Genomic DNA, 15,658 nt, shown 5'->3' with positions numbered 1-15,658 from the left:
CTACAGCCAGATATCTCTCATTGTGAAAGAAATAGTCTATGCTTTACGATGAAATACTGACTATTTTCACGACCTAAAACAGGAGTTTGTAATGGGCTTATTTGATTTTGTTAAAGAAGCAGGTGAAAAAATTTGGGATTCAGTCACCTCACATGACGATGCGGCAACTAAAATTCAGGATCACCTAAAAAAACTGGGGATTCCGGGGGCTGATAAAGTACAAGTTAATGTAGAGGGTGATAAAGCCACTGTCAGCGGTGATGGGATTAGCCAAGAACTGAAAGAGAAAATCTTGGTGGCTATCGGTAACGTTGCCGGCATTAGTAATGTCGAAGATAACGTGAAAACGACGGATACCGCGTCCGAGAGCAAGTTCTACACCGTTAAGTCAGGCGACACGCTCAGTGGAATTGCTAAGCAAGTCTATGGTGACGCTAACCAATACAATAAAATTTTTGAAGCGAATAAGCCGATGCTATCGCATCCAGATAAGATCTACCCGGGTCAATCTCTGCGTATTCCTGCCTAAAAAAAAATCGCTGCCGAGTCATCGGCAGCGACACTTTCACCGTCTATCGCTTACGACGGGTCAACGGATAGCCTAACATCAGCAATACCACCCAGACTGCGCCAGCGTACAATGACAGGCGTGTCTCAGGGAAATAGCCAATCAAGGCAATGATAAAGACTAGGAAGATCACCGCGATACTCGACAATACGACACCGCCAGGCAGCGCAAATTTCAGTGATTTTGCCGCCTCCTTACCCATTTTGATCCGTGAAGCAATTTGCGAGAGCAGGATCATAATCCATACCCATACCGTCGCAAAGGTCGCTAGTGAAGCGATTACTAAGAAGACTTTTTCCGGCATCAGATAGTTAAGCAGTACCGCAACCAACAGTGCCACCATCATAACGATCACCGTCACAGCCGGTGCGCCGCGTGAGGAAACCTTACGGAAAATGGCGGGCGCTTGCCCCTGCTCAGCCAATCCGTGCAGCATACGACCCACCCCAAAAATATCGCTATTGATCGCAGAGAGTGAGGCGGTAATGACTACAAAGTTCAGGATAGAGGCGGCGGCGGCAATCCCTAAATGCTGAAAGGTGAGTACAAACGGGCTGCCTTGGGTACCAACCTGGTTCCAAGGATAGATTGCCATAATCACGAACAGCGTCGCGACATAGAACACAAGAATACGCCAAGGGACGGAGTTGATCGCTTTCGGAATCGATTTTTCTGGATTTTCGGCTTCTCCAGCGGTGATCCCAATAATCTCGATGCCGCCATACGCGAACATGACCATTTGCAATGAAAGCAACATACCGACTAACCCATGGGCAAAGAATCCGCCATGTGTCCATAAGTTAGAGATACCGGTGGGCTGCCCACCATTGCCAATACCCCAAATAATCATGCCGAAGCCAGCGATAATCATTAGCGTAATGGTGGCAATTTTAAAGAATGAGAACCAGAACTCGACTTCGCCGAAGGTTTTGACGCTCATCATATTAATTGCGCCAATAATGAATACGACACTCAGTACCCAAATCCAATGCGGGACTTCTGGGAACCAGACCCCCATGTAGACACCGAACGCTGTCACATCGGCGATACCGACGATCAATATTTCAAAACAGTAGGTCCAGCCAGTCAAATACCCTGCCCAAGGCCCCAAGTAATCATTGGCATAACGTGAAAACGAACTGGCTGAAGGGTTATTAACCGACATTTCGCCGAGGGCGCGCATAATAATGTAAGCCACTAACCCGCCGATAATATAGGCTAACAGCACACTTGGCCCAGCCATACGAATCGCATCTGCCGATCCGTAAAATAAGCCCGTTCCAATCGCCGAACCTAATGCCATAAAACGGATATGCCGGATACTCAATCCCCGCTTTAGGGTATTTTTTTGTTGCTTCATTTTCCGATCCCACAAATAAAAACCACGAGCCTTAGCCCGTGGTTGTTCACGTCAATACTGGTTTACTGCGTGGTTTTCACGCTAACAGTCTTGCCCTTCATTCTATCAATGATAGCCGCCACAATAATAACGACTAACACTGGGGGTAACCACGATAAATTTTGTTCAGAGAGAGGCAAATGTTGCAAGCTTGCTGGAACGACTGAACTGAAATCACTGGCCTTTAATCCATCGATAATGCCGAATACCAAGCTAACCGCCATCGCAGGTTTGATGATACGCCCCGCTTCTTGCCACCAATTTAGGGTAAAGCTTAACAGTACCAATACGATACAAGGTGGGTAAATCGCAGTCAGCACTGGCACAGAAATCGCGATCAGGTGCGTTAAGCCGAGATTTGAGATAATCATCGCAAACACGCCAAGGATCACCACCAACGTCTTATAAGAGAGTGGGATATATTGAGCAAAGAACTCCGCACAGGCACAGGTCAGGCCAATCGCCGTTACCATACAGGCGATAAAAATAAGTATACCTAAGAATAGGCTGCCACCCGCACCAAAGGTATGTTGCACATACGCATGGAGAATCGCTGCACCGTTAGCGGATTGGCTAATTAAACTGCCGCTGTCGGAACCGAGTTTGAACAGAGACAGGTAAACCAGCGTCAGACCCACCCCAGCAATTAATCCGGCGAGTATAGTATAGCGAGTCAGTAATGTTGGATTCTCGATACCCCGCGAACGCGCAGCATTGACAATGACAATACCGAATACCAACGCCCCTAACGTATCCATGGTCAGGTAACCATTCACGAAGCCATTGGAAAATGCTGCGTGCTGATAAACTTCTGTCGCCGGCAGATTATTGCCTGCAGGCCACATCAACGCGGCAATACCCAGAATCGCGAGCGCGACAATTTTAACCGGTGCAAGGAAGTGACCAACGGTATCCAGAAGTTTTCCAGGAAACAGCGAGATCACGATGACTAATAAGAAGTAGATTGCGCTATAGATGGCCAGCGCTAAGGAGTTTTCACCCACAAGAGGGCCAATTCCAACTTCAAAAGAGACCGTTGCCGTACGCGGCGTAGCGAAGAGCGGGCCAACAGCCAAATAGCAGACCATCGCTAACACGATACCTGCCGCTTTACCGACTGGCGTGCTCAGGCTATCCACACCCCCGCCGACGCGCGCCAGCGCGATGACCGTTGCAACGGGTAAGCCTACCGCAGTAATTAAGAAGCCAATAGCGGAAACCCAAACATGTTCGCCGGATTGAATACCGACCATCGGTGGGAAAATAATGTTACCGGCACCGACAAACAGCGCAAAAGTCATAAACCCCAGCGCAAAAATGTCCCTAGTTGTTAAACGTTTCATCATAAATACTCTATGTCGCCCTGTCGTTTATAAAAGTTATAGTTTATTGACGATCACTTCCCCTTCTAAAAGCCTGGGCCAGAGGGATTAAAAAGTGAGATGGCGTTGTGCCACAAGCTCCGTCAAGGTCATAAGTAAATCTTTTATAACAAACAAAGGCAACAGAGCAAGCGCAATGCAGGAGGATATTCTAAAAAAGAGGATTAAAGCAGTAATTATGCTAAGTATAGAGTGAAACATTTAGAAAATGATATGAGTGTTTTTTGTCCAGCCTAACGCAATAGCCTAAAAACGAACCTAACCTGTCCCCCTTTTCTGCTTATCGATGGGGACCGCAGTCCCCTTGATTTTATTCCTTCAGCACAGCTGATGACGAACCTTCAGAAACGATAAAGGATTTGGCCAATTGAAAACTAAAAACAGTTTGGAGATAAGGCTGGCTTTCAATGCGCAATTTGCTGCCATGATGACTGAGTGCATGTTTAACAATCGCTAACCCTAAGCCGCTACCGCCAGAATGGCGTGAGCGTGCACCATCCACCCGGTAGAAGCGCTCCGTCAGTCTGGATAAGTGCTCAGGCGCTATCCCCGGTCCATTATCGATCACCTTAAATTCTGCGCCACTGGCGATTCTCTGCCAGCTAAGGGTAATTGTCGTGCCATTCGGCGTGTGATTGACCGCATTAAACACTAGGTTCGACAGCGCGCTGCGTAATTGCTCCTCATTTCCCCGCACCGTTAAGCGTTGATCAATATCGCAAACTACCTGATGTCGGCCATCGCTTAATGTGGTCGCATCAAGGTAAATTTGCTCCAGAAGTCGCGGAACGTCGATATGCTGTCGCATCTCATAGGCTGGGGTTGCTTCGATTTTAGAAAGCGTGAGAAGTTGTTTGACCAGTTCTGCCATACGCTGCGTTTGAGATTGCATCGATGCGAGCGCCTTTTGCTGGCTCGCGGGCGGCATCTCCCCCTCTTCCAGCATCTCGAGATAGCCTTGCAGAACGGTAAGTGGTGTGCGCAGCTCATGGCTCACATTGGCAAAAAAATTACGACGCATATTTTCGAGCTGATGGAGTTGACTGACATCCCTACCGACGATCAACCATTGTTGATCGCTGTAAGGCATCACTCGAAATTCCATCTGCTGCCTATTGTTCAGTCCTTGCACCAAGGGCTGAGTAAATTGTCGTTGCTGCAGATAACGCGAGAACTCGGGGTAACGCAGAAGATTTTGTATATTTTGACCATTATCCTCCGGCCAACGCAACCCAAGCAAATCTTGCGCTAAGCCGTTACACCAGAAGATATTGCCCTCTTCCGTGACCATCACTAAGGCATCTGGCAGTGATTCTGCCCCACTGCGAAACCGTTGAATTAATGAGCGTAATTCACTGCGCCGACGCTTGTTGCGCTGTTGCATCAGCAGTAAACCGTAGAAGAGTGGCTCCCAACTGCCCCGTCCTGAAGGCGGGGTCATGCTCCGATCGATCCATAGCCAATGAGAGAGACGCAAGAGCTGTTTGAAGTGCCAGCCTATCAGCAGCAAGAGTCCAAGAATGATAGCGATAGCCGATTGATGAAAAAAAAATCCGATGACCGAGGCTACAATAAGGACAACACACAACTCAAGCAGAAGTGTTTTAAGCGATAATTTATCCAGCACCGTATCGCTCCCTAATAGCGTACTGAGAAACGGTAACCTGCGCCACGAACGGTCTGAATCATTTTTTCATAACCTGAGGGTTCTAATGCTTTACGTAAGCGTCGAATATGGACGTCCACGGTGCGATCTTCCACGTAAACGTTAGTGCCCCAGACCTGATTCAGTAAGTGTTCACGAGTATAGACTTTTTCGGGATGTGACATAAAAAAGTGCAGTAAGCGGTATTCTGTCGGCCCCATATCTACCGGAGTCTCCCCCGCCATCACTCGGTGCGAGCTGGGATCGAGCACAAGCCCTTGGATATCAATGAGTTCATCTTCTGGCATCGGGGAGATACGTCTAAGGATTGCTTTAATCCTCGCGATCAATTCTTTCGGTGAAAAAGGCTTAAGCATGTAATCGTCGGCCCCGGCGTCAAGCCCGCGCACCCGATCTTCCTCTTCCCCTTTCGCGGTCAGCATCAGCACCGGAATATCGCGGGTAAAGGCCTCTTTCTTTAAATGCCGGATATACTGAATACCACTGCCGCCGGGCAGCATCCAATCCAGTAAGATTAAATCTGGCCAAGGCTCAATTAATTGTCGGAGAGCACGATCATAGTCTTCTGCTTCGATTACGTCATAACCATTCTGTTCGAGTACAAAACAAATCATTTCACGAATGGGGGCTTCATCTTCTACTACTAAGATCCGCTTGGCCATTTTATCTCCAAAATTAACCCCTTATATAGGCATAGGCGCCATTATCTGTCACTTTTATTACAGTTTTATGAATAACGGTAGTAACTAATCATCTTCCCTTAACGATTGCAAGTTTGCCCCGAGGTGTTTTGTGCCCAATCGGTAAAGGCTATACTCCTGCCTTTATAACTTTAGAAGTGAAGCCTGATGAAAATAGTTCATACCTCAGATTGGCACTTAGGCCAGTTTTTTTATGCGCGAAGCCGTGCGGCGGAGCATCAGGCTTTTTTTCAGTGGTTGAAGGCGTTAGTCATTGAGCAAGAGGTCGAGGCCATCATCGTGGCTGGGGATATTTTTGATACTGCTACCCCGGCCAGTTATGCCCGCGAGCTATTAAACCAATTCATTGTGTCGCTACAAGAAACGGGCTGTCAGCTCTACCTGCTGGCGGGTAACCATGATTCGGTGGCAACGCTAAATGAATCGAGAGAACTGGTCGCCTGCCTCAATACCCATATTATTACTGGCCCGACGGAGCAAGGCGACTCACCGATTTTTCCGTTAAAAGATAGGCAAGGTAACGTTGCCGCAATCCTCTGCGCGATCCCATATTTGCGCCCGCGAGATATTCAGCTGAGTCAAGCCGGACTGTCGGCAAGAGAGAAGCAACAAGACCTGTTACAGGCTATCACTGGCTATTATCAGGATATTTTTCAGCAAGCGCGTCACGTCCAGCAACAGTATCAGGGCGATACTCTGCCCATTATTGCAACCGGGCACCTTACCGCGCTAGGCGTAACCAAGAGTGATTCTGTCCGCGATATTTATATCGGTTCGTTAGAAGCTTTTCCTGCAAGTGCCTTTCCACCGGCTGACTATATCGCGCTGGGGCATATCCATCGCCCACAAAATGTTAGCGGCGATAAACCAATTCGCTATTCCGGTTCACCGATTCCGTTAAGCTTTGATGAGCTGGGGTCGTCGAAGAGTATTACTCTTATCACCCTGAGTGCCGACCAGCCATTACAGTGGCAAGCGATCGATATTCCGTGTTTTCAACCGATGCGCAGCTTGAAAGGGAACTTAAGTGAGCTAGCTGTTCAGCTAGCAGCCCTAGCCCCACCGACACCTGGACAGAAAATCTGGCTGGATATCGAGATCCACCACGAGGAATATCTCAGCGATTTGCAACAACGGGTAGAAAAAATGGCCGAGGGCCTGTCCGTGGAAATTCTCTTACTGCGGCGTAAACGGCTTCAGTCCCCCCTCGCCCTCTCCACCAATGTTAAAGAGACCTTAAGCGAATTAACGCCTGAAGAGGTGTTTCGGCGGCGATTAGCCCAAGAGCCCTTGGAGGATGACCAGACTCACACCCTGCTGCAACTGTTCCGAGAAGTCTCCGCACAACTTGATGAGGCAGAAGAATAAGCGATGAAAATAGTCACGTTACGCCTTAAAAATTTAAACTCCCTACGCGGGGAGTGGTTTATCGACTTTAGGTTATCCCCCTTTAGCGATAATGGCTTATTTGCCATCACCGGAGAAACCGGCGCAGGGAAAACCACACTATTAGATGCAATATGCCTCGCGCTTTATCATCAGACGCCACGTTTAGGGGCGATCTCGCCGACGCAAAATCAGCTAATGACCCGTGGCACCAGTGATTGTATGGCCGAGGTTGAATTTGAAATTAAAGGGGAGACTTGGCGAGCCTTCTGGAGCCAGAACCGCGCAAGGAACGATCATCGAGGTAAGTTACAGCCGCCGAAAGTCGAACTGGCTCGCTGTGCCGATAACAAAATTTTCGCCGATAAGGTTTCGGATAAACTTAAGACTATCGAAACGCTTTCTGGTCTAAATTTCCAACGTTTTACTCGTTCAATGATGCTGTCGCAGGGGCAGTTCGCTGCGTTCCTGAACGCTCCCGTGTCGGAGCGGGCCGAATTACTTGAAGAACTGACGGGTACCGATATCTATGGGCGTCTATCACAGCAGGTCTACGAGCGGCATAAGCAGTATAAGATCGAGCTCGACCAGTTACAGGCCAAGCTCTCTGGCGTCACGCTGCTTAACGATTCGCAGCGTGACGCGCTGTTTCAACAACGTAAAGAGTTAGCCCAAGAACGTGATGCCTTACAGCAACAGCTTGAACAGTTGCACAATGCACTGAATTGGCAGCACTACCATCTACAGCTTGTTCAACAGGTCACCGATAGCCAGCAGGCGTTGGTCACGACTCAACAGCAAGCAGAGACCGTCGCCCCGCTACGGGAGCAGCTTGCTGCCGACCAACCCGCAGCGCAACTGTTACCCTTTTGGCAAGCCTTAGAGCAGTCGACTCATCGCCTAGCGGCGACACGCGCTCAGCAATCGACCTTACAACAACAGGTTGAACATACCGAACAGCAAATACAGAGCCGCTATCAAGCGTGGCAAAACACCGTTCAAGCGGAACAGCAATTCCACGTCCATCAGCAGCAGCAACAGCAATTGCTGGTGGAACAGATTATTCCCCTTGATGAACGTATTAAACAGTTAACTCAGCAACAACAAGAGCTCGCGCAGCAGCAACGTCCCTTGCAACAGGCCTATCAGCAGACAGCCCAGCAGTTAAGTCTGTTAACCCAACAAGCGGACACTCAGCAGCAACGTCTTCGAGTGATTGAAGATTGGCAACAGCGCTATCCGACACTGAGCGAGTGGGGACCGGAACTGGGGGGCTGGCAGCACACAGCCGCGCAGCTGTTGCGAGAGGAAAATGCTCATCAGGCCATGGTAAAGCAGCTTGAACAACGGAAAAGCACATTGCATTCGCTAAGCCGTACACGGTCAGGCCAACAACAACAGATTGATAACGCGCAACGTCTGGTTACGGAAAGCGAATCGGCCTTAACCGCTTTTCTACAACATCCTCTAGCACAAGAGGAAGCATCGGCTTTTGCGGCCCTAACGCAATGGCACCAACAGCAGGGGCAATTAACCCCCTGCTATCAACAATTAATACGCTATTCAGATCAATGGCAAACGCAGAGAGTCGCGGCTGAGCAGGCGCAACAAGCACTTACCCGCAGCGAACAACAGTTGATCTCCTTGCAACAGCAGCAGAACCGGCATGCACAGCAGCTGGAAACTGAAACCGCGCACCTCAATGCCTTAGAGAAACTCTGTGTGCTAGAGCAGCAGGTCGCCGATTTGCAACGTCTGCGCGAAAGTTTGCAGCAAGGGGAGCCTTGTGCGGTGTGCGGTTCAACGTCCCACCCGGGTCATCCTGAAAGATCGGCGACTGTCCAGACATCCAACCATTTCCCTGCCCGCGATCAGCAGCGGGAAGCGGTCGATAGGCTTAGGCAAGCGCTCACTCGTTTGGAGGCTGACTGCCACAATAGTCAGCGCGAGGCACAGCAGCAACGCCAGCTACTCGATCAAGTGGAGGCGCGTATTTCCGACCTGCGCTCGACATGGCAACACGAAACCGCGCAACAGGGCATTTCCTTGAGTCTTGAGGACCGTGAGGGACTGGAACAGGCTTATACTCAGCAACAGGATTTTCAGCAGCGTTACCAGCAGGCGCTGGAACAGCAGCAGCGTCGTCATGCGGAGTGTGCTCAACTCGAGAAAAGAGTTCATCAACATCAACAAGACCTACAACAGCAACAGCAGGCCGCGGCGTTAACCGATCAGCACTCTCGGTCAGAGCAACAACAACTGGACACCCTAACCCAGCAGGCACAAACTGCTCAAGAGGCGCTACAACAGGCTTTAAAGGTCCTCTTACAGCATTTGGCACAGCATCAATTATCCCCGCTGCCCCTAGCACAACTGGCTGAGACCTTGACGGAGTACCAACAGATTTGGCGAGAATACCAAGCACGCCAGAAAGAACGGCTCGCGGGGGAAACTGCTCTGCATACATTGACAGAACGACTGGCATCCTTACAGCGCGAACAGACTCAGCGGGAAACGGAAATCCACCAGCGTCAGCAACAGTTGCTTGCTGGTGAGTCGGCTCTTCAGCAATGCCGAGCAGAGCGTCAGGCATTGGTCGGTGAGCAGTCAGTCAGCGCGTTACGCCAAGCACTTGAAGAGCGTGCTGCGCAATATCGTCTCGACGAACAACAGCATCGGCAGCTCTGGCAGAGTTGTAAAGATCAACAACAACAGACTCATGGCGAGATGCACCAGATTATCACGCAGCTCGAGAGTCTGGTGGCCCAGCATCAACACACTGAGCAACAGTTCGCCGAAGCATTACAGGCCTCACGCTTTAGCGACCAACAACAGTTCTTGTCAGCTCTCCTGCCTGAATCGGTTGTTAAGGACTACCAGCATAAAATCGATCAAGCGGCGCAGCAGATTGATCGTGCTAAAACGCGACTTCAGCAATCTGAACAGGCGGTGACGCAGCATAGCCAAACCCCTCCTCCCCTCGCAGATGAGACTGGCGAGACGCTGGCTGCACAACGCCACCAGCAACAGGAGCGCTACCAGCAGGTATTAGTTCAGCAAGGTGAAGTGGCCCAGCAGCTTCAAGCAGACGATACGCTGACTCAGCAGCAATCTTCGCTTATCGCGATGATCACCGAACGACAAGCTCACTTGGCCAATTGGGATCACCTTAATGATCTGATTGGATCGGCCAGCGGTGACAAATTCCGCCGTTTCGCTCAAGGGCTCACACTGGAAAACTTGGTTTGGCTCGCAAACCAACAGCTCGAACGCTTACATGGTCGCTATCGCTTACAGCGGACAGATCGAGACTTACTCGAATTACAAGTGGTCGATCAGTGGCAAGCTGACGAGTGCCGTGATACCAAAACCCTCTCTGGGGGAGAGAGCTTCTTGGTCAGCCTTGCGCTCGCCTTAGCGCTCTCCGACTTGATGAGTGAAAAGAATCATATCGATTCCCTCTTCTTGGATGAAGGCTTTGGTACGCTTGATGCTGCCACCTTGGATACCGCGCTGGATGCGCTGGATACGCTTAATGCCTCAGGGAAAATGATCGGCGTGATCAGCCATGTGGAGGCAATGAAAGATCGTATTCCGGTACAAATTAACGTTAAAAAAGTGAATGGCTTAGGCTTTTCTTCCTTAGTCATCCGTCAGTAATCGCGTGCTATAGTGGCTGAAACCCTCTGGTAAATTCAGTATGATACACGCAGCGAAAAGCAAACAGAGGAAAGCAAATGTTGTGGTTTAAAAATATGATGGTCTACCGATTAACCCGAGAGATCCCTCTAGTTGCTGAAGAGATTGAAACGCAATTAGCGTCCAGCCAATTCACGCCTTGTGGAAGCCAAGATAAACTGGCTATGGGCTGGGTATCTCCCCTTGGTCCGCAGGGGAAGACCTTGGTGCATGCTAGCCAAGGCCAGCTTCTGCTTTGTGCCCGCAAAGAAGAGAAAATGCTACCGGCGACCGTGATCAAGCAGGCGCTTGAAGCCAAAGTGTTGAAGCTTGAAACAGAGCAACAGCGCCGTTTAAAGAAGACGGAAAAAGACTCTCTGAAAGATGAAGTCATCCATAGTCTGCTGCCGCGTGCCTTTAGCCGCTATAGTCAGACATGGATTTGGATCGATGTGCAACATCAGCGCGTAATCGTCGACAGCGGGAGTGCTAAAAAAGCCGAAGATGTGTTGGCATTGTTACGCAAAAGCCTCGGCTCTTTACCGGTCGTTCCGCTAACGCTTCAGACCCCCGTGGAAATTACGCTGACTGAATGGGTACGTTCTGGCACGCCAAGTGCTGGGTTTACACTGCTGGACGAGGCCGAATTGAAAGCGACCTTGGAAGAAGGCGGCGTGATTCGCTGTAAAAAACAAGAGTTAGTCTGTGACGAGATCGCCCACCATATTGAGTCGGGTAAACGTGTCACTAAACTGGGCATTGATTGGCAAGAGCGCGTACAGTGCTTACTCAATGACGATGCATCGATCAAACGAATCAAGTTTAGCGATACGCTTCGTGAGCAAAATGATGATATTAGCCGTGAAGAAGCCGATTTACGGTTTGATGCAGATTTTGTGCTGATGACCGGTGAGTTAGCGGCCTTTATCGATTCGCTTACCGAGAGTCTTGGTGGTGAGTCAGAACATTAACTGTGCCAAGATGGCTGCCTGAAAACGGCAGCCTGTTTTCCTTTACAGATAGCGGCAAAGGTAAGCCGTAGGCTCCGCAACCTGTAGATGAAATTCGCTGTGCGCCGGGACATTAAAGGCCGTGCCCGCTTCGAACCACTGCCACTCAGTTTCACCCGTTAACAATACTTTCAATGCCCCACTGATCACCGTCATCTCTTCCGCTTTTGCTGTGCCGAACGTGTATTCACCCGTCGCCATAACCCCCACACTGGCTTCGCCCGCGAGGCTATTTGCAAATCCAATCGATCTTACTTTACCTTCAAAATACTCGTTCGCTTTAAGCATACTATTTCCTTTTTAGAAATATGGGTGAGTGATGAATGACCTTCAGGGAGTGCGAGACATTAGGCCGTTAATGAGTCCCGGCTTAATGCCGTTAAAATATCTATCACGATTTTTTCCGGCGGTTGGTCGGCATCGATCGTGTGATGAGCCGCCTGCTGATACAGCGGAAGACGTTGTTGAAGCACGTCATAAAGCTCTTCTGTAATCGGCCGACCTGTCAGGGTTGGACGTTGCCCTATTTCGGGATCGGCAGTCAGCCGATTGACCAGTACGTGGTGATCAACACTTAACCAAATCACCGTTCCGGCCTCACGCATATGTCGACGATTATCCTCACGGAGAATAATCCCTCCACCCGTGGCGACGACGGTATTCTCTGACGTCACAGTAAGCAGTGCATGATGTTCTTGTTGGCGAAAAGTGTCCCAACCGTGCTGTGCGACATAGTCTGCGATACTTTGGGCGAGTTGTTGTTGTAGCTGTTGATCTGTATCGCAAAAATGATAGCTGAGTTGACGAGCGAGTAATTTGCCTACTGTCGTTTTTCCACAGCCTCGGGCACCGATTAGGTATACCGGAAATGACATAATCAGAACATCCTCTACCGCCGCCTGGCGGACGTCTCCATAGTAAGTGATCTGTAGGCATCATAACTGGATTACGGGTAGACGGCTATCCCGCTTAGGCTAAGAAAACATATTTATTTACGGCTAACCCCTTTCCTTTGCAGTAACTAACCCCATATCATCAGCTAAGTAGAGCGTTCCAGCCTATCGCAGGAGTGCCCAGGTATCTTGTTGCTTATAAGAAAAGAGAGGTTTCTGATGCAAACTGAAGAACAAAAACTCATCGATGACCTGTTTGGTCGCCTGCAACAGGCAGAAACGCAATCCAGCGCACGTGATAGCGGCGCGGAACAGCGGATTAAACAGCATTTACAGTCCCAACCCGATGCCCCTTATTACATGGCTCAAGCCATTATTATCCAAGAGGCTGCATTGAAGAAGCTGAATGATCGGGTGGCGCAACTTGAGCGTCAGGCCGCTGAGCAGCCTAAACAAAGTAGTGGTGGTTTCCTTTCCGGCCTATTTGGCGGTGGCAACAGCCGTCCACAAAACGCGCCACAACAAAATAGCGGCTGGGGTGGCAATGCACAAAATACCGCCCCACAACAAGGTTATAATAGTGCCCCGCAACAGCCTGCGGCGCGTGGTACTGGCTTCTTAGGCGGCGCCTTGCAAACCGCAGTAGGGGTTGCTGGAGGGGTAGTAATGGCGGATATGCTAACGAGCATGTTCCACCATTCTCAGCCTGAAGAGATCGTCAATATCATCAATGAGCCACCGCTCGAACAACCGAATTACGATTCAAATCTAGATACTTTCAATCAACAAGCAGATTCCAGTGATTTCAATAATGACTGGGAGTCACCACAGAACGACGATAACAGCAGTTTCTTTGGGGATAGCAGCTTTGGCGACGACGACGACAGCTTCCTATAAGCATCACATTAAGGCTTATCGCGCTCGGAACCACTTATCAAGTTCGTTAGCAAATAGCTGACGATCTTTTTGACTCAACGCTGCGGGCCCGCCAGAGGGTATCCCGCTGGAACGCAGCGTTTCCATAAAGTCACGCATCACTAAGCGTTGTTTAATTGTTTCACGAGAATAACGTTCGCCACGCGGATTAAGCGCCTCTCCCCCCTTCTCCAACACTTCTGCTGCCAGCGGAATATCACTCGTAATGACCAACTCACCCGGCCCCACACGCTTTACAATTTCGTTATCGGCTACATCGAATCCGGCTGCAACCCGCAGCGTACGGAGATAGTCTGACGAGGGAACGCGTAAAGACTGATTCGCGACGAACGTCACTACCGTCTGGGTTCTTTCCGCTGCGCGGTAGAGCACTTCCTTAATGACCACCGGGCAGGCATCGGCATCAACCCATATCATGTTTATTCTCCATCTATACTTATGGTGAAAGATAATTGTGTATAGTAATAACTTCTCATGGATTTGTCATAGATAAGGTTTAACAGCGATATGAAAAACGTAAAGATAGGCTTTTTAGGGTGTGGCAATATGGCCAGCGCAATGATTAGCGGCTTAATCAAAAGTCAGGCAATACCCGCTGAAAATATTCTCGTCTTTGACCGTAAACCTAAAACGAATAGCGATCTTCACGACCAATTTGGCGTGACCGCGATGGATAGCGCTAATCAACTCGCCGAAAAAGCGGACTACCTGGTTGCTGCCGTGAAACCCAATGCCTTGCTGGCAACACTTGATAAGCTCTCTGCTGATCTGCGTAAAGAAACAGTGATCGTATCGGTCGCGGCAGGTGTGACGTTAGAGGCTTTAGCTTCAGCGCTGCCAGAAGCGCAAAAAATTATCCGTGTCATGCCGAACACGCCTTGTCTGGTGGGAGAAGGCATGAGCTCTATCACCCCTAACAGTCATGTCACGGAACAAGAAACTGAGACGGTGGTAACACTGTTTAGCCAATTCGGTAAAGCCGAAGTCGTCAGCGAAAGTCTGATCCATGCAGTAGTTGGTGTCAGTGGTTCAGCCCCTGCGTATATTTATATCTTAATTGAAGCCATGGCGGATGCTGCAGTCTTAGCGGGCATGCCTCGTGCAAAAGCTTACCAATTTGCTGCACAAGCAGTGAAAGGTTCGGCAGAAATGGTGTTAGAGAGCGGTAAACATCCTGGCGAATTGAAAGATAATGTGTGCTCACCCGGCGGTACCACTATTGAAGCCGTGGCCATGCTGGAAGAAACCGGCTTTCGCTCGTCGATTATGCAAGCCATGCAAGCTTGTATCGCAAAGTCGGATGCCTTAAGCAAGAAATAGCGGAGGAACAGTAAGAGGTTCAGGGCCTTGAAGCACAGCTTAGGCAAGTATTGATAGAAAGAATCACCCAATACGGTATCCCCGATATTGGGTGATTAAATTTTTAAGATTTCTTCAGGCAGCTACTCATAAATGACTTGCGCTCTGTACCGGCTAATTTCTTATCTTTAGCAGTAGCATTACAAGTCTTCATTTTTTGCTGCTGGGCAGTTAAGCCAGACGCTTTATTGTCTTTCTTCAAACAATTACTCATAAAGCTCTTGCGGCTATCGCCTTTTAAGCTTTGTGAGCTCGCCTGCTGATTACATACCGTCATCTTTTGTTGCTGAGCGGTTTTTTCAGCTGCTGAAGCATAACCTGCGACTAAAGTCGTTGCTAAGGCAAGCGTCATTAACATCTGTTTCATTCTACTTCTCCTTATGAGTCAATAGTGTAATTCACAGATACTCTGTAGAATTATTTAACAGAATACACCGAATTTATGAGGGTTCGAAGAAACTATTTGGTAATTAACGTGATTGGCTATAGCCAAAATGAGGACCACCTGGGCCGCCACCGCCGCCACCATCTGGGCCTCCCCAAGGGGGTAAAATGCAGCCGCTTAAGCTTGCGGTGAGTGCCAGCACCGATACAATTTTAATTAATATTTTCATCTGCACATCCTTCTTTTTCTCAGAGATTGAATTCTATCTCGAGAACCAACCAGAAAAATCTGCAAC

At 49.3% G+C, this 15,658-nt stretch carries 15 protein-coding genes; 6 read left to right on the top strand and 9 right to left on the bottom strand.

Annotated elements, in window-relative coordinates; all coding sequences use genetic code 11:
- Positions 1-91 precede the first annotated feature (91 nt).
- Positions 92-529 carry a peptidoglycan-binding protein LysM gene (lysM, locus tag HGT71_RS12290; RefSeq protein WP_214218062.1) on the top strand — a complete coding sequence of 146 codons (438 nt, stop codon included), beginning with the start codon at positions 92-94 and terminating at the stop codon, positions 527-529.
- Positions 530-572: 43 nt separating this feature from the next.
- Here the strand turns inward: lysM and proY are convergent, their stop codons facing one another.
- The 4 genes from proY to phoB all read right to left on the bottom strand — a co-directional run bounded on the left by proY (position 573) and on the right by phoB (position 5,677).
- Positions 573-1,928 (bottom strand): proline-specific permease ProY, encoded by a 1,356-nt coding sequence (gene proY, locus HGT71_RS12285; protein ID WP_214218061.1) that lies wholly within the window; start codon positions 1,926-1,928, stop codon positions 573-575.
- A gap of 62 nt (positions 1,929-1,990) precedes the next feature.
- Positions 1,991-3,313, bottom strand: a complete 1,323-nt coding sequence (gene brnQ, locus HGT71_RS12280; RefSeq protein ID WP_214218060.1) for a branched-chain amino acid transport system II carrier protein — start codon at positions 3,311-3,313, stop codon at positions 1,991-1,993.
- A gap of 346 nt (positions 3,314-3,659) precedes the next feature.
- Positions 3,660-4,976 carry a phosphate regulon sensor histidine kinase PhoR gene (gene phoR / locus HGT71_RS12275; RefSeq protein WP_214218059.1) on the bottom strand — a complete coding sequence of 439 codons (1,317 nt, stop codon included), beginning with the start codon at positions 4,974-4,976 and terminating at the stop codon, positions 3,660-3,662.
- Positions 4,977-4,987: 11 nt separating this feature from the next.
- Positions 4,988-5,677, bottom strand: coding sequence for a phosphate regulon transcriptional regulator PhoB (gene phoB, locus HGT71_RS12270; RefSeq protein WP_048911657.1), 690 nt, complete (start codon positions 5,675-5,677; stop codon positions 4,988-4,990).
- A 186-nt stretch (positions 5,678-5,863) separates the two neighbouring features.
- Here phoB and sbcD point away from each other — a divergent pair, with 186 nt between their 5' ends.
- The 3 genes from sbcD to rdgC all read left to right on the top strand — a co-directional run bounded on the left by sbcD (position 5,864) and on the right by rdgC (position 11,751).
- On the top strand, positions 5,864-7,084 hold the full coding sequence (gene sbcD / locus HGT71_RS12265) for an exonuclease subunit SbcD (protein WP_214218058.1): 1,221 nt from the start codon (positions 5,864-5,866) through the stop codon (positions 7,082-7,084).
- Between the two features lie 3 nt (positions 7,085-7,087).
- Complete coding sequence (locus tag HGT71_RS12260; RefSeq protein ID WP_214218057.1) at positions 7,088-10,762, top strand: AAA family ATPase; 3,675 nt, start codon at positions 7,088-7,090, stop codon at positions 10,760-10,762.
- 77 nt (positions 10,763-10,839) lie between these two features.
- The gene (gene rdgC, locus HGT71_RS12255; RefSeq protein WP_048911654.1) at positions 10,840-11,751 is read left to right on the top strand and encodes a recombination-associated protein RdgC; all 912 of its coding nucleotides are present in this window, start codon (positions 10,840-10,842) and stop codon (positions 11,749-11,751) included.
- A gap of 42 nt (positions 11,752-11,793) precedes the next feature.
- Here rdgC and ppnP read toward each other — a convergent pair whose 3' ends face one another.
- Together ppnP and aroL are read right to left on the bottom strand one after the other, a co-directional pair.
- On the bottom strand, positions 11,794-12,078 hold the full coding sequence (gene ppnP, locus HGT71_RS12250) for a pyrimidine/purine nucleoside phosphorylase (protein ID WP_214218056.1): 285 nt from the start codon (positions 12,076-12,078) through the stop codon (positions 11,794-11,796).
- Between the two features lie 59 nt (positions 12,079-12,137).
- Positions 12,138-12,665, bottom strand: a complete 528-nt coding sequence (aroL, locus tag HGT71_RS12245; RefSeq protein WP_214218055.1) for a shikimate kinase AroL — start codon at positions 12,663-12,665, stop codon at positions 12,138-12,140.
- 237 nt (positions 12,666-12,902) lie between these two features.
- On the opposite strand from aroL, the gene HGT71_RS12240 reads away from it, so the two are divergent.
- Positions 12,903-13,580: a DUF2076 domain-containing protein gene (locus HGT71_RS12240; protein ID WP_214218054.1), complete on the top strand. Its 678-nt coding sequence runs from the start codon at positions 12,903-12,905 to the stop codon at positions 13,578-13,580.
- A 15-nt stretch (positions 13,581-13,595) separates the two neighbouring features.
- Here the strand turns inward: HGT71_RS12240 and HGT71_RS12235 are convergent, their stop codons facing one another.
- Complete coding sequence (locus tag HGT71_RS12235) at positions 13,596-14,036, bottom strand: YaiI/YqxD family protein (RefSeq protein ID WP_099825744.1); 441 nt, start codon at positions 14,034-14,036, stop codon at positions 13,596-13,598.
- A 90-nt stretch (positions 14,037-14,126) separates the two neighbouring features.
- On the opposite strand from HGT71_RS12235, the gene proC reads away from it, so the two are divergent.
- Positions 14,127-14,939, top strand: coding sequence for a pyrroline-5-carboxylate reductase (gene proC / locus HGT71_RS12230; RefSeq protein ID WP_214218053.1), 813 nt, complete (start codon positions 14,127-14,129; stop codon positions 14,937-14,939).
- Positions 14,940-15,042: 103 nt separating this feature from the next.
- On the opposite strand, the gene HGT71_RS12225 is transcribed toward proC, so the two are convergent.
- Both HGT71_RS12225 and HGT71_RS12220 read right to left on the bottom strand, forming a co-directional pair.
- The gene (locus HGT71_RS12225; RefSeq protein ID WP_214218052.1) at positions 15,043-15,345 is read right to left on the bottom strand and encodes a PsiF family protein; all 303 of its coding nucleotides are present in this window, start codon (positions 15,343-15,345) and stop codon (positions 15,043-15,045) included.
- A gap of 103 nt (positions 15,346-15,448) precedes the next feature.
- Positions 15,449-15,592, bottom strand: coding sequence for a hypothetical protein (locus HGT71_RS12220; protein WP_214218051.1), 144 nt, complete (start codon positions 15,590-15,592; stop codon positions 15,449-15,451).
- Positions 15,593-15,658 lie beyond the last annotated feature (66 nt).

Source organism: Rosenbergiella epipactidis (assembly GCF_018494055.1).
GTDB lineage: Bacteria > Pseudomonadota > Gammaproteobacteria > Enterobacterales > Enterobacteriaceae > Rosenbergiella > Rosenbergiella epipactidis.
The sequence above is the reverse complement of the archived record's forward strand: the minus strand, read 5'-3'. Positions and strand labels throughout refer to the sequence as shown.